The organism is Pseudanabaena cinerea FACHB-1277, assembly GCF_014696345.1.
Lineage (GTDB): Bacteria > Cyanobacteriota > Cyanobacteriia > Pseudanabaenales > Pseudanabaenaceae > Pseudanabaena > Pseudanabaena cinerea.
In genome coordinates, this window is record NZ_JACJPY010000092.1 from 1 (window position 1) to 15,631 (window position 15,631).

12 protein-coding genes are annotated in these 15,631 nt (G+C 42.6%); 9 read left to right on the top strand and 3 right to left on the bottom strand.

Annotated elements, in window-relative coordinates:
• Positions 1-189 precede the first annotated feature (189 nt).
• The 4 genes from H6F44_RS19345 (at position 190) to H6F44_RS19360 (ending at position 5,151) form a co-directional block, all read left to right on the top strand.
• Positions 190-2,724, top strand: coding sequence for a glycogen/starch/alpha-glucan phosphorylase (locus H6F44_RS19345; protein WP_190352664.1), 2,535 nt, complete (start codon positions 190-192; stop codon positions 2,722-2,724).
• Positions 2,725-2,827: 103 nt separating this feature from the next.
• Positions 2,828-3,796, top strand: coding sequence for a protein-methionine-sulfoxide reductase catalytic subunit MsrP (gene msrP / locus H6F44_RS19350; RefSeq protein WP_190352665.1), 969 nt, complete (start codon positions 2,828-2,830; stop codon positions 3,794-3,796).
• A gap of 254 nt (positions 3,797-4,050) precedes the next feature.
• Complete coding sequence (locus H6F44_RS19355; protein ID WP_190352666.1) at positions 4,051-4,278, top strand: hypothetical protein; 228 nt, start codon at positions 4,051-4,053, stop codon at positions 4,276-4,278.
• A complete protein-coding gene (locus tag H6F44_RS19360) occupies positions 4,279-5,151 on the top strand; it encodes a HEAT repeat domain-containing protein (RefSeq protein WP_190352667.1) in 873 nt (290 codons plus the stop codon).
• Between the two features lie 205 nt (positions 5,152-5,356).
• On the opposite strand, the gene H6F44_RS19365 is transcribed toward H6F44_RS19360, so the two are convergent.
• Entirely contained in the window at positions 5,357-6,646 is a 1,290-nt protein-coding gene (locus H6F44_RS19365; RefSeq protein WP_190352668.1) for a glucose-1-phosphate adenylyltransferase, read from the bottom strand.
• 229 nt (positions 6,647-6,875) lie between these two features.
• Between H6F44_RS19365 and H6F44_RS19370 the strand changes: the two genes are divergently transcribed.
• Positions 6,876-8,222 carry a thioredoxin domain-containing protein gene (locus H6F44_RS19370; protein WP_190352669.1) on the top strand — a complete coding sequence of 449 codons (1,347 nt, stop codon included), beginning with the start codon at positions 6,876-6,878 and terminating at the stop codon, positions 8,220-8,222.
• Positions 8,223-8,566: 344 nt separating this feature from the next.
• A complete protein-coding gene (locus tag H6F44_RS19375; RefSeq protein ID WP_190352670.1) occupies positions 8,567-10,894 on the top strand; it encodes a sensor histidine kinase in 2,328 nt (775 codons plus the stop codon).
• 260 nt (positions 10,895-11,154) lie between these two features.
• Here H6F44_RS19375 and H6F44_RS19380 read toward each other — a convergent pair whose 3' ends face one another.
• Both H6F44_RS19380 and pds read right to left on the bottom strand, forming a co-directional pair.
• The gene (locus H6F44_RS19380; protein WP_190352675.1) at positions 11,155-12,042 is read right to left on the bottom strand and encodes a phytoene synthase; all 888 of its coding nucleotides are present in this window, start codon (positions 12,040-12,042) and stop codon (positions 11,155-11,157) included.
• 4 nt (positions 12,043-12,046) lie between these two features.
• On the bottom strand, positions 12,047-13,498 hold the full coding sequence (gene pds / locus H6F44_RS19385) for a 15-cis-phytoene desaturase (RefSeq protein WP_190352671.1): 1,452 nt from the start codon (positions 13,496-13,498) through the stop codon (positions 12,047-12,049).
• 604 nt (positions 13,499-14,102) lie between these two features.
• On the opposite strand from pds, the gene H6F44_RS19390 reads away from it, so the two are divergent.
• The 3 genes from H6F44_RS19390 to H6F44_RS19400 all read left to right on the top strand — a co-directional run bounded on the left by H6F44_RS19390 (position 14,103) and on the right by H6F44_RS19400 (position 15,534).
• On the top strand, positions 14,103-14,516 hold the full coding sequence (locus tag H6F44_RS19390) for a HEPN domain-containing protein (protein ID WP_190352672.1): 414 nt from the start codon (positions 14,103-14,105) through the stop codon (positions 14,514-14,516).
• Entirely contained in the window at positions 14,495-14,884 is a 390-nt protein-coding gene (locus H6F44_RS19395) for a hypothetical protein (protein ID WP_190352673.1), read from the top strand. The genes H6F44_RS19390 and H6F44_RS19395 overlap by 22 nt, the downstream gene beginning before the upstream one ends.
• A gap of 212 nt (positions 14,885-15,096) precedes the next feature.
• Complete coding sequence (locus H6F44_RS19400) at positions 15,097-15,534, top strand: kinetochore Spc7 family protein (RefSeq protein WP_190352674.1); 438 nt, start codon at positions 15,097-15,099, stop codon at positions 15,532-15,534.
• Positions 15,535-15,631: the final 97 nt, after the last annotated feature.

The following is a 15,631-nucleotide window of genomic DNA, read 5'->3' on the forward strand; positions in this document are numbered from 1 at the left end:
ACTAGTCTTTGGGTTTGCAGTGATGTAATGTCATGGGATCTTGAATATAGCTATGCTAAACATAAAGTATCGTTTAACAAATGCCTAATATCCAAAAGTTTATGCTTGGATATAGTTTAGGGGCATTACCCTTCGCCTTAGGGTCAGCAGAACAGCATCCAGACCAAGTAACCATTCAGGAATAATTCTATGCAAACAAATGTTGCTCCTCAAACCAGCAATATTACGGTAGAAGACGATCGCACAGGTTTAAGTATCGAAACCCTCAAGCGAGCCTTTGCCGATAACCTGTTCTACATTCAAGGCAAACTCGCATCCGTTGCCAACTTCACCGACTACTACATGGCACTGTCGTACACCACACGCGATCGCCTATTGCAACGTTGGCTGCAAACCCTTAAGGTTTATCACGAACAGGACATCAAGACCGTCTATTATCTCTCCGCCGAATTCTTGATGGGGCGACACTTGGGCAACGCTCTAATTAACCTTGACCTATACGAAGCGATCGCCCAAGCTGTCAAAGAGTCAGGACTGGATCTCACAGAACTATTAGAACAGGAGCCAGATCCCGGACTGGGCAATGGTGGTCTTGGTCGTCTCGCCGCCTGTTTTCTCGACTCCCTCGCCACCCTCGAAATTCCTGCAATGGGTTACGGGATTCGCTATGAATTTGGCATTTTCAATCAATCCATTCAACATGGCTGGCAGGTAGAAATCCCTGATAAGTGGCTACGTTGTGGCAACCCTTGGGAAGTCGTCCGCTACGAATCAACAGTTCAAGTCAAGTTTGGCGGACATACCGAAATCTATAACGATGATCACGGTCGTCCCCACACCCGTTGGATTCCCAGTTTCACTGTAGAGGGAGTCCCCCATGATACCCCCGTTCCTGGATATCAAACCAACACCGTAAATACATTGCGCCTCTGGAAAGCAGAAGCAGGTGAAGACTTTAACTTCCAAGCCTTCAACTCTGGCGACTATGATGGCGCGGTTGCCACCAAAATCAAATCGGAAACCATTTCCAAAGTTCTCTATCCCAACGACAACACCCCCCAAGGGCGGCAATTGCGCCTAGAGCAACAATTCTTCTTTGTATCCTGCTCATTGCAAGACATCATCCGTCGTCACCTCAAGAAATATAACCGCCTTGATAATCTTCCCGATCATGCGGCAATTCAGTTAAATGATACCCATCCTGCCATCAGCATCGCGGAACTAATGCGTCTATTGGTTGATGAGCATGGTATGTTTTGGGATGAAGCATGGCGGATTACCCAGCGTGTCTTTGCCTACACCAACCACACTCTGCTCCCCGAAGCCCTCGAAAAATGGGAAGTATCGCTATTTGAGAGCCTGCTGCCCCGTCACTTAGAAATCATTTACGAAATCAATCATCGCTTTTTGCAAGATGTGCAAACTTGGTTTCCTGACGATGAAAGCTTGCTATCTCGCCTATCAATCATCGAAGAAGGTGGCAACAAGAAAGTCCGTATGGCAAATCTTGCCACCATTGGTAGCCATGCTGTCAATGGTGTTGCGGCATTGCATTCGGAACTACTCAAAGAAGATGTTCTGAAGGATTTTTATAAATTATCGCCAGAGAAGTTCTGCAATAAAACCAATGGTGTCACCCCTCGTCGTTGGGTCTTGTTGGCTAACCCTGCCCTCTCCAATTTGATTACCGAGAAGATCGGTGATACTTGGCTGAAGCATCTTGATGAATTGCGAAAACTGGAAGCCTTTATCGATGATCAAGACTTCCGCGATCGCTGGCAAAAGGTCAAGCAAGCCAACAAACAGAAACTTGCTGACTATATCCTTGCTCACAACTGTGTGGAAGTCGATGTTAATTCGATCTTTGATATTCAGGTCAAGCGCATCCATGAATATAAGCGTCAGCATTTAGATTTACTGCACATTATTGGCTTGTATCTGCGGATCAAGCAAAATCCCAAAATGCAAATTACCCCCCGTACTTTCATTTTTGGGGGCAAAGCCGCCCCTGGTTACTACATGGCAAAGCTCATCATCAGAGCTGTCAATGCTGTTGCCGATGTGGTTAACCGCGATCCTGATGTCCAAGGACGGATCAAGGTGGTTTTCTTAGCTAATTTCTGCGCCTCTCTCGGACAATTGATTTACCCTGCCGCCGACCTGTCTGAACAAATTTCCACCGCAGGCAAAGAGGCATCTGGCACAGGCAACATGAAGTTCACGATGAATGGAGCCTTAACCATCGGTACTCTTGATGGTGCAAACATCGAAATTCGTGAGGAGGTTGGTGATGAGAATTTCTTCCTGTTTGGCTTGACCACGCCAGAAGTGCAGAAGCTCAAGGCTGACGGCTACAATCCTATGGATTATTACAACACCAATGATGAATTGCGCCAAGTTCTTGATCGCTTAGGCATGGGCTATTTCTCCCCAGGAGATAAAGACTTGTTTAAGCCGCTCGTGGATTCATTGATGTACCATGACGAATATATGCTGTTGGCTGACTATCAAGCCTATGCTGATTGCCAAGAAAAGGTGAGCCTTGCTTACCAAGACAAGGAGCGCTGGACAACTATGAGTATTCTCAATGTGGCGCGTTCTGGTAAGTTCTCTTCCGATCGCACCATTAAAGAATATTGTGATGAGATCTGGGATGTTTCCCCTGTAAAAGTAGAATTAGAACCCTACGATCCCTCTAGAGCCACCCTAAATATTGGCGGTTAATTTCCAAACCCTGTCCTAAGTTCAAGTAAAGTTCTAACCAAAGCCTTAAAAGCATCGTAAAACAATGTTTTTAAGGCTTTTCACTATCTCAAATACTGAATATATGACTTTAATCAAGATTCTACCCGATTGGCATATTTCTGAAAGTCAGGCAACTTCGGAATCAGTTTATTTGAATCGGCGGCGATTTCTCAAAAAGGCGGGACTAGGCAGTTTGAGTATCATGGGTTTGTTGGTTGGCTGCCAGTCAATAGAAGAGAAAAAAACACTGGTAAAACAGCAACTACAGGATAGTAATTTAAGAGCGATCGCTGCTTCTCAAAATCTTGCTTTTACCCTCGATCGCCCCCTTACCGATGAACTGAGCGCTGCTGTTTATACGAATTTCTATGAATTTAGTAGTAGTAAAGATGTTTGGGAAAAGGTGGGTAAGTTTAAGCCCCATCCTTGGACATTGGAAATATCGGGTTTAGTTGCCAAACCCCAAAAACTGGCGATCGAAGATTTAATCGCCAAAATGCCCATCGAAGAACGACTCTATCGCCATCGTTGTGTGGAAGCTTGGGCAATGGCAGTACCTTGGCTCGGATTTCCTCTCAAACAATTGATTAATTTAGTCGAGCCCAAAGCCAATGCCACCCATTTAAAATTCACTACCTTTTTCCGCCCCGATCAAGCAAGGCGGCAAATTTTGCAAAGTGAGCCTTGGCCCTACACCGAAGGCTTAACGATCAAAGAAGCAATGAACGAACTAACATTTATGGCGGTGGGCATCTATGGGCATGAACTTCCCAAACAGCATGGTGCGCCTATTCGTCTAGTGTTGCCTTGGAAATATGGATACAAAAGTATTAAATCAATTGTGCAGATAGAATTTACCGATCGCCAACCCGCCACCTTTTGGAATACGCGCATCCCCGAAGAATATGATTTTCTCGCTAATGTCAACCCCAATATTCCCCATCCCCGTTGGTCGCAGGCTAGTGAAAGAATGCTGGGTACAGGCGATCGCTTTGCCACGCAAATATATAATGGCTATAGCTCCTATGTAGCTAATCTTTACGGCGCATAGCTTTAACCTGCCACAGCAAGTCTTTATTTAACACTTCATTTATACTTTATTGAATGCAGTCGTAATTAATTTTTCGAAAAAAATTGTTGGAAGCCCCACCATTTACACCTCAGATTATGCACCTGTTACTTTTTCTGAGAAAATCAAGTAGTTCTGGAGTATGAGTAACATCCGATGATACATAATACTTTAGGAAATAAATACAATAAATTTATTAATAAAATCTTTAAAAGTAATTTACCAATTAACTTACTATGTTTGATGTCCCCGAACTCACTGCCCTTGATCAGGCAAGTCCCGAAGAAATAGCCGAGATGATTGCCGATTTAGAACAATATCGCGAAAGAATTGTTAATGAAACCTTGGCAATGGCGCAACGCGCTAAAATCATGAAAACCCAAGCCCTTGCTAGATTAGAGCCAAATCTAGCCAAAATTGATACCACTTTGCAATCCCTCCGCCAGCGCCAGAGTCTTAAATAGATGGAAAATTCAGTTATTGACACGCAAGCAGATCTTCAATCAGCCAATGATATTTTGATCGAACAGGTCAATGATCAAATATCCCTAGGTACTTTTGACTTCGGTGATCAGCAATTGATGCGCGGGCTAATCGATGGACTAGGCGATCCTCGTGGACTAATACGACTAAGATTTGCTGAGACCATCGGTGAAATTGGTGAACCCGCTACCTCCTACCTCATTGAGGCACTGCTACATCATGAAAATGTCGTGTTGCGCCGTGCTGCCGCTAAAACCCTTACGATTATTTCTGATCCTAAGGCAGTACCCAGTTTGATATATGCCTTTCTCAATGATCCTGATATGGTGGTGAGAAGCTCATCGGCAGGTGCTTTGGCGAGGACAGGTGAGGCTTCTGTTACTGCGTTGTTAGAAATTTTGGCATCTTCAGAGCATCCTCAAGAAACGAAGGGTCATGCAGCTTGGGCTTTGGCGTTTATTGGTGCTGAGGCTTCAGAGCATCTGTATAAGGCGCTGAATTCAGATTGCTTAGATGTGCGCTGTGCCGTAATTGGGGCGATCGGCCATGTGGCACAGGAGCAGGGTGATGACAAATCCTGTAATACGCTCATTACGGCACTTACCGATCCTGAACCCACGATTCGCACTGAAGCGGCAGTTGGTTTGGGTCAGGTAGACTATCCTGCGGCGATCGCCCATTTAATTTTGGCACTTCAAGATACAGATCTCGATGTGAGGAAAGCAGCGATCAATTCCCTCGGCAAGGTGGGTAACTATACAGTAGTTAAATCCCTAGAACCACTGCTGCATGATGAGCAAGAAGTAATCAGGATCTTGGCTAAGTTGGCGATCGCCCAAATCAATGGACAATAGAACAACTTATTGAGGCATTACCCAGTATGGGTTTTCAAATAAAGAAATGGCTACGCCATTTCTTTATTTGGTATAAAACTAGAAGCAGTCCCGATCACTAAGCGATCGGGACTGCTTCTAGTTTTGGCTCACGTTTCCGCAGCGTCACTCATCCTGTAAACGGATAAAGATGCAGAGATGACTGTTTACCCTAGTTAAATAATTCTTAAATAATTGTGTTGTCAGGGATCACCGCATTTTTCACTACCACCACAATCCCATTGCAGATGCAATAGCCTTGATCTTCGCGATTTACATCTTGAATTCGATCCTTATTAATGATCTGTACGTTCTTGCCAATGTGAGCATTTTTATCAATGATCGCATGACGAATTACTGTATTTGCGCCAATGCCCATTGGTACACGGTCATTCTCTAGATCCGCAGCACGATCCTCTTGGGGCTGATAGAAATCGCAACCCATCAAAAGCGTGTCTTCAATAATGCAGTTAGCGTCAATGTGCATCCGAATTCCGACCACCGAATTATTCACCGTTGCCTGATCGAGAATGCAGCCCTCCCCAATGATCGAATCCTTGATCTTGCAGTCATGGACTTTACTGGGCGGCAAGTAGCGGGCGCGGGTGTAAATAGGCTTTTTGGTTTCATAGAAACTAAAAGCTGCATTGGGATGGCGGGTTAGATCAAGATTGGCTTGATAGAAGGACTCAATTGTACCGATGTCTTCCCAATAATCTGAGAATAGGTAAGCCTGTACATTGAGGCTGTTGATGGCATTGGGGATGATCTCCTTGCCAAAATCCGTGTGATCAGGATTGTCAGCTAATAACTTCATCATCGCCTTTTTATTGAATACATAGATACCCATGGAGGCGATGAAGGGGCTAAACTTAGCTTCTTCGGAACTTAGCCCCAACTTAGTTGTATCAACCCGCATTTCTTCAAGGGCTTCACCCTTGGGCTTTTCTAGAAACTTGACGATTCTGCCATTTTCATCGGTTTTGAGTAGTCCAAAAGCAGTGGCTTTCTTTTGATCAACGGGTAGGACGGACAGCGTAATGTCTGCCCCTGTGTCGCGATGATGTTTAACGAATTTTTCGTAATCCATGCTGTATAGCTGATCTCCTGAAAGGATCAGGTATTCGCTGACATCCCATGATTCCAAAAGCCAAGCATAGCGGCGCACAGCATCGGCAGTTCCCTGAAACCATTCTGGGCTGTCGGGGGTTTGTTGAGCCGCCAATATTTCCACGAAGCCATCGGAGTAGGACGCGGGGCGATAGGCTTGGTTAACGTGGCGGTTGAGCGATGCGGAGTTGAATTGGGTGAGGATGTAAATTTTTTCGATGCCCGAATTGATGCAGTTACTTACTGGAATATCAATCAGTCGGTATTTACCTGCAACGGGTACGGCGGGTTTTGCACGGGTTTTGGTGAGGGGATATAGTCGAGAGCCTTGTCCGCCGCCTAGAATGATAGCCAGTACGTTTTTCATATTTTATTTGGATTATCTTGGCTTTTTACTTAAATACTTTTCTGAATGCCAATATTGTCTATCTTTGAGGGGATCGTTGCAAGTAAAGAAAGAACACAAAGATCAAAAATGTAAGTTTACTTTGGTGATAACCCATATATTCTGGGAGGTATGGGGAACAAGTTAACTGCATAATTCGTCTATCGGCGGCAATGGATTAGCCCCACAGGAAAACTTTAGGTAAACTTTTATGATCTTTAGCCGTAACTTTTTGTCAATTTCCTGTTTTGCGGCGTTGTTTTGGGGAGCATGGGGGGCGATCGCTTTGCCTCAAGCAATGTCAGCCGCAGAAATAACGTCAGGACAAGTATCAGCACAAAATGATTTAGCGCGTTTGGTACAACAAGCTACATCTCAAGATCAGCCAACATCACAGGGGGCGATCGCCAAGTTGCGCGAATTTAAGGATGCTGGTGTGGAAGCATTTTGGCTAACCCATCGCCGTGACTTGCCCAACAATCCGCAGCTAAGGGCTATCCTTGATGCAATCTGTCAGCAAAAGGATTGTGACGCTTCTCGGTTGTATTGGCATCGGGATCTAGAAACCGCAAAGGTGGCGGCGCAGGAATCTGGTAAGCCAATTTTGTCGTTGCGGCTATTGGGAAATTTGGGCGATGAGTTAAGTTGTGCCAATAGTCGCTTTTTCCGCGCCGCGCTTTATCCTAATGCCGCAGTATCGCAACTATTGCGCGATCGCTTTGTTTTGCATTGGCAGTCCGAGCGTCCTGTGCCGAAAGTGACGATCGATTTTGGTGATGGTCGCAAGCTAGAGCAAACTCTAACGGGTAATAGCATCCACTACATATTGGATCAAGATGGTCGCCCCATTGAGGCAATCCCAGGGCTATATGGTCCACAGGCTTTTCTGACTCACCTCAAGGATGCTGAAGCTTTGATGCGATCTTTGAGCAGCGAGGATGCTAACCTGCGGCGCAAAGTTTTGGCAGATTATCACCGCGATCGCTTGACAAAATTAGAAAAAAATTGGCAGTCCGATCTTTCGAGATTGCGTTTACCCAATCAACCGCTATTGTCAGCATCGGAGATACCGCCTGTGGCTAGTGCCATGCTTGCTAGTCGCCTAACTATTGGTAAAGCGATGGTGGAGTTGCCAACCCTCAGCCGCACTGCCATAGAGCCGCTAGCGGAAGCGAATCCATCTTCACAATTTGCTAAGCTTAGCGATAGTGATTGGGCAAGGCTGGCGCGTCTCTATCAAAATCGGGTCTATCTTGACCAAGGTAGCTTAAGTGTGATGCAGCGTAAACTATCGGCAAATGCGTCTATGCCAATGGTGGTCAGGAGTTTTGAAAGGGCGATCGCTCAAGACACGGTGCGTAATGAGTATATATTCCATGCCCAAATCCACCATTGGTTTGCCAATGATGAATTTACTAACAGTCCTAATGCTTTAACCGCACTCAACCGCCGCGTTTACGATCAACTGTTCCTTACGCCTGCTAGCGATCCTTGGTTGGGGTTGGTCAATGGAAATATATATACAGGAATATATACAGGAATCAACAAGCAAGATTAGGCAATCTCTGCCGTAAATCACAGCAATTTTTGATTAAACGAATCACCAAAAAACTGAGGATATTACTAAGCAATACCCTCAGTTTTTGCTTTGGATTTGAACTCAAAGCGCTGTAATAGAAATGTCTTAGTACAAATGTCTGAATTAATTTTGGGTTTAAAGGTTTATAGTAATCTCATCCCTAAAAAATTAAAGTTAATTAACATCGAAATTAGTTAATACAAGGAAATTCGCTCAAAGTCCTTACATTACTAATCTAAATTTAAAACATGAAGTATTTTAAAGTATTGGAGAGAAAGCTTAACAGAAGCTTGTTATTTAAGATAATAATAGGCTTTTTCTTGATGTCAGAAATAACTGCAATCTTAATAATATTTTCAACCGATCAGAATTATCGCAAATCTTTGACCAAGTTTTTCTTAGCTAAAGCTGATTTAGCTAGGGTTAAAAAAAGCTCTGAGCTGCAAAATTGGCTTACGGAAAACCAAGGAAGTGCCGCAGCGATCGCCAGCAAAAATGATATTTCAAAAAAGTTACAGAATTTACTAAAGAACAATTTAAAGGACAGTATAGAAAACAGCTCTAGAAGTGGTTCTAAGGATGTCAATCAATTAGATCTAGCCACCACGTTTAATTATTATTTAGGAAGCTATCCTCAAGTGGATTCAGTTGTCTTTGTTGCTAATGATCAGATCTTATTCCATTTAGATAATAAATCTGCATCAGGTAATTTGCCAAACTCGATAAACATTGATATTAGCGATCGCGCCAATGACAATGGCAAAGGCTATCTCAATTTCCAAAATGATCAACCAATTATTAGCTTTGCTAATCCCATATTTGATGAATCAGGAAATAGGATTGGGAAGTTGCTAGTTAATAGTAAGTTAGAAAGATTTTCTAAAATTATCGATAATGCTGCAATTGCCAATGTAGAGACAGACAATAATCTTTTTGATAGCTATTTAGTTGGTAAATTTCCTGACAATAGATTTTTTGTGATTAAAAATTCTTTGGAAATCAGGAACGATGCAACTTTCATAGATAATATAGCAATTAATCAAGGGTTTGCAGATACCAAAAATACAGCTCGTTACAGAAGCCATACTGGAGTTAATGTATTTGGCAGTTATGGTAAGTTTAAAGATTTGGGGATTGTCGTGCTTTCAGAAGTAGCCGAAAAAACTGCTTTAGCATCAGGCGATCGCAATATTGGGAATATGTTCGTCATTGCTAATGGTATTGTTTTGATCATGACTGCCATTTGTTATTTATTAATTCGTTATCAAATGCAGTTAGTTGTAGAAGTTGCTGATGTAGCCGCAGCAATTGTGAAAGGGGATCTTGATGTTAAATTCCCAACAGGTGGCAAGGATGAAATAGGGACATTAGCGATCGCCCTAAATCATCTACTAGCAAAATTTAAATATATTGAGCAAAGTTATCTTACATCTGATTCTAGTCAAGGGAAGAGTTTAGATGTTCATACTCACATATTAAATAAATATATTGATATTACATCTGAGGGATTTATACTTTTAGATCAAAATGGTTTAATAATAGACTTAAATGCTAACTTTGCAGAGATACTATCCATATCAATAACCGAAGCAATTGGTGGCAGTTATATAGATATACTGCCCACAGAAATATCAGCATTGGTAGATGATTTAGTCAAGCGATCGCCTAATCAACTAAGTTATGAGCAGGTGCAGCAAATTAAATTCTGCCCTCCCTACGATCAACCATATCTCATTAATATTTCAACAATTACTAATCAAGAAAACCACCAAAACTCAGACAAAGACCAATATGAATTGCTTGCCATAATTATTACTGCTCATATTGACGACAATGCAACTAGTCTTAACCTACAAAATCATAGTATAAGTCCAAACCAATCACTATTAATCTCTAGTAAATATCGCGAAGAAATTACTCAGAAACTACGCATACCGATGACTTCTTTGTTAGGCTTCTTAAAGGTAACTCAACAAAAATTAGAGACTTCGATTCTGCCCAAAATTATCGCTGCTGATGACAAAACTAAACGTTCTGTGCAGCAGGTTTCACAAAATCTGGAGGTAATGATTTCTGAAGGAATGCTAATTGCTAAAGCGATCGGTGAAGTATTGCAGGAGCATCATCAAGGGAGAGATGCCAAGTCTAGTTCAGGGTCTAAAGTAGTCTCTATTGCTCAGTTACTCAAAAGGTTTCACTCTGAAGCATTGAATTTATGTCATCAGAAAAATTGTCAGCTAGTATTTTCAGATTTTGTTGATACTGCAATAACTCAACCCTCTGAACATAATATTGTTGAAGATTTACTGTACGTTTTACATAATTTGCTATATCGACTTTTGCTAACTGCCAACTATGGCAACATCATTTTTAATGCCAGATTAATTAATCAACGTCTCGTAATCACTATTGCGAGAGTAAATCTAGCTTTATCGACGGGGCAAGTTAATTTGTTAATGGATAAACTTTATACGGCGATCGCTGCAAATAAAACAACGAGAAAAAACAATCAAGTCGCTCAAGGAAGTGGCTTAACCAAAATCCAGAATATCCTTGAGAAATATGGGGGTACTACTGCTCTAGAAATATTGGAAAGTAACCGTGAAAGCCACCAGTTTTATGTTTTGACCTTGCCAATTGCCTCGAATTAGGCTGATTGCGTCACAAATCTTTCCAGAAAAGCTTGCAGCCCTAAAAAGAGCGACAGGATGCCCTAAAAAGAGCGCCAGGATGCCCTAAAAAGAGCGGGCAGGATGCAGACATAGAAAGAGCGGGCAGGATGCAGACATAGAAAGAGCGGGCAGGATGCAGACATAGAAAGAGCGGACAGGATGCAGACATAGAAAGAGCGGGCAGGATGCAGACATAGAAAGAGCGGGCAGGATGCCCGCGCTACAGAAATTTCAAACACTTAAGAAGTCTGGGACTTTAGCCAAGCCCAAGGCAGCGCCAGCATTTTGTTAGGGGTTGGCACAAAAGCCCTTTGCTTAAATACTTCGTAGTTGTTTCTTTCGATCACTTTTAAAATATTGCGATACAAAATTAGCGATGACCATACTGGCCAACGGGCATCCCGACATAATGCTGAAATACCATCCTCAGCATATTGATAGAACTGCCGCGCTCTCTGAATTTGAAAACGCATTAACTCCATCCAACGCTCATCAACTACACCATTCAGCAAGTCCTTTTCGGTGTAGTCAAAATATTGCAAATCCTCAAGGGGTAAATAAATTCTGCCCCGTTGAGCATCTTCGCCAATATCTCGCAAAATATTTGTAAGCTGCATGGCGATTCCTAAGGCGATCGCCGCTTCGGTGGCAGTGGTAATAATCGAAGGATCTTTAGTTTCAAAGCCCATGATCGCCGCCGACATCAAGCCAACGGTTCCTGCAACGCGATAGCAATAGAGATGCAGATCATCGAAGGTTTGGTAGCGATCGTATTTGAGATCCATCCGCATTCCCGAAATCATGTCCTTAAAGGGCTGAATCGGCATGGGATAATGCTTGACCGTATCGGCAAGGGCAATATCGGAGGCATGGATCGGATCGCCTCTAAAGGTTGCTTCTAATTGCTTTTCCCAATTAAATAGGGTTTCAGCATCGGTACTATCTGCTTGCATACCATCCACAAGCTCATCAGTGCGGCGACACCAAGCATAGATTGCCCAAGTCGCTCGCCTCTTTGCCTCTGACATTAGCATCGTGCCAAGGTAAAAGGTCTTAGCGTACTTAGCCGTAATACAGCGACAGATCTCGTAGGCTTCTTCGAGATTGACTGGCTGACGCATTCCCATCGGTTTAGGCACTGACGACAGATGGATTTGACTGGTTTTGGTTAGAGGTTCGACCAAGGACTTTACTTCCAGAAGATTTACTTGCGTTGAGACTTGCGTTGTGGATTTCCTGTGCTGTTAGCTTACCAGAAAGTACCGCCCCTTCCATACTGCCAAAAAAGGGTTGCGCTGTATAGCTACCTGACAAAAAGAAATTGGCGATCGGTGTGATTTGTTGTGGGCGAAATTGTTCGCGGTTAGGAGTAGCAGTATAAATTGAATGACGAGTTTTGACCACATGGGACTTCAAAACTTTGGCAGGGCTAGGTAAATGCTGAGGAAATAGCTTGGCGAGTTCGCTGAGGGTGGCATCAATAATGTCGCTATTGGGGCGATCGATCCAGTCGGCAGCAGGGGCAAAGACCAGCTCTAGCATTGATTTGTCGGGATCGGCATATTCTTTGCAGGAGTTGCTCATGTCTGAGTAAACGCTGAGTAATGGCGATCGCGAAAAGAGGGTATGGTCAATATCGGTGAGCTTGCGATCGAACCAAAGCTGCACACTGATAACAGGCACGCCTTCGAGGTTGTCTAGCTGTTGGAAATAGGGCAGGGCTTGCCAATTAGCGGGAATGTAATTTTTGAAAGCATCTACCGACATTGCTGAAACATAGGCATCGGCGTAAATCTCACGGCTAAGAGTGCCATCTGTGCCTTGGACGATCAATTTTTCCACATTGCCATCGGCATTGGTGACGATCTCTTTGAGTGCCACACCCGTATGTACTTCGCCGCCACGGGCAACCACATAATCAACGATGGGCTGACAGAGGCGCTCAGGGGGTGCGCCATCGAGGTACGCAATTTTAGAGCCATCCTTTTGCTGAAGAAACTTGTTCAGGGCGCGGAGGGGAATCGTGGCGGAAATTACATCGGGATCAATGAATTTGAGGGATTTACAAACAGCAATAAAAATATCGGTGGTGATATCCTTGCCGATGCCATGCAGTTGTAGCCATTCCTCAAAGGTATATTTATCCATCGATGCAACATATTTATCGCCCCGCACGATCGCAGGAATCAGCCCGATCGCAAAGCGGATCTTTTGATTCCAAGTGAGCATATCGTTGTTACGCAAAATTGAGATGATGATATTAAAGGGTGCTGGCAGATCAGGCACATCAAACCATGACAATACCCCTGGTTTTTCAGGCTGGTTGAAAATCAGGGCATGGCGTTTCCATTGCAAACGGTCAAGAATATTCAACTCACCCATCAGTTGCAACATATTCGGATAAGCGCCAAAAAAGTTGTGCAGCCCCGTTTCTACCCAATCACCATCGGCATCTTTCCAAGCGGCAACTAATCCACCCAGCACATTACTGCGCTCCAATAAGATTGGCTGATGCCCCATGTCTACTAAATATTTGGCACAGGCTAGTCCTGCTAACCCTCCTCCAGCGATCACAACCCGCATATTTCACCAATATTAAGATATCTATTTTTTATGACTATTTATTTTCCTTAATACATCTTACTTTGCAAAGCTTAATAATTTACTAACTTTTTGACATATTTCGTAAAATCTATGTATGAGACTAATCAGGATTCTGCGACATTGAAATTGGCTGTTAGCAAAAATCAATAAGCTAGCATTCTCATAAAAATTTCGCTCATATAGGGATTTGGGTGAAAGCCATGCTTCATCAAAAAGTCACACTTTGTCGCCGCAACAGCTTAAGTCAGATCGTTTAATTGGCTTCACCTACTTACCCATATGAGCGTGAAGGTTTACGGCAGTCACAATTGCGATTCCATTGCAATTTGTCAGGTAGAAGGTTAATGAATAATATGGTTAATGGAGTGCGGGTTGATGATGACTATATTTATCAGATCAAGTAAGTTTTCTAGCCAGCGATCGCTCTTGTTGCTCCTGCGGCGATCGCGAGGCGTTGGTACAATGCTTCTGGCATTTGCAAAGTAACTGTTTCAGCCATATTTTTATTGACAGGCGATTTTTTTGCCCTGTAGGATACTAAAATATCCCAAAAACGAAGAGCTAATGAGGATAGATTATTTCCTTGAATAGACAAGATTTTCAGAATTTAGCACTTATTCGTCTTCAAGAAGCCGAGGTCTTACTACAAAATGGTCATTATTCTGGAGCTTACTATCTCAGTGGTTATGTGATTGAATGCGCTTTAAAAGCTTGCATCGCTAAATATACAAGGGAATTTGATTTTCCTGACAAACAAATTGCTATAGATAGTCATACCCACGATTTAGTCAAACTTGTTAAAAATGCTAAACTTGATAAGGAGTTGGCATCTCGTCGTAGTGATCCAAATTTTGGCTCTAATTGGTTGTTAGTTATAGAACACTGGAAGCCAGAAAGTCGCTATAAAACATATACCGAACAAGAAGCTCACGATATGTACTCAGCAATTGCCGATCCTGACTATGGAGTTTTTCAATGGCTACAGCAACATTATTAAACTATGAACTTGAAGAAGGACAAAGACTAATTGATGCTCTGAATTTAGCAGGGCTATCGACTGATTCCGCGCTTTGGATTTACTCTTCTGATTCTGAGTCTTGGCACTTAATGTTAACTTCAGAGATATGCGATCGCGAAGGGACTCTGAAAGCTTATAAAGAAATTTTGACAGTGTTTCGTGATGTTCAACCAGAATTAAAAATTGATTGGACTTCACTTATTGCAGTCAGTCCTAACCATGAATTAATTGAAGGTTTACGGCAGTCACAATTGCAATGGAATCGCAATTTGTCAGGTAGAAGATTAACGAATAATATGGTTAATGGAGTGCGGGTTGATGATGGCTATATTTATCAGATCAAGTAAGTTTTCTAGCCAGCGATCGCTCTTGTTGCTCCTGCGGCGATCGCTAGTCGTTGGTATAATGCTTCTGGTATTTGTAAGGTAGCGGTTTCAGCCATATTTTTTTCAATAGGTTAATCATCTTTATTTTATAGTCTATAATCAAATAATTACTCTAAAGCTTTACCAAATACACGGTCTGAGCAGATTTCAATCCCAACACCTAAGTTAACCCCATGCTCTATTTATTTTTGCTTACAACCCTTGGGTTTGCCGCAGCAACTTACTACTATTTTCAGCAATTCCAGCAATCACAAACAAATCAGCACAAACTCAAAGAACGTGTTGGCAACTTGGAACGGGAACAAAAACAACTCAAACAGATTTATAGCAAATATGATGACATCGTTTCTAAAGAAGCCTTTATTAATAAATTAGATCTTGACATATCTTTAAGACAAGCCCAAATATCGGATCTCAGAGATCAATATGAACAAGTAAATACAAAAATTGCAGCACTCAAAGCACAACTTGAAACTCTTGAAGAACAAGAAAACTTCCAAACAATTGCCTTTTACCAACCCAAATATGACTTCCAAGATTCTGCCCAGTTTCAAGAACGTCTAGAGTCAATTCGTAATATTCAAAAGCAATTTATCAAGGATGGACTCTGAGGGGGTGACAAAGACATCTAAAACGTAGCCGTGACAAGCTGCATAGCCCTCTTACCTCGTTGATAGTAGGTTAACTTATTGGGAGCTAGTTTCAATA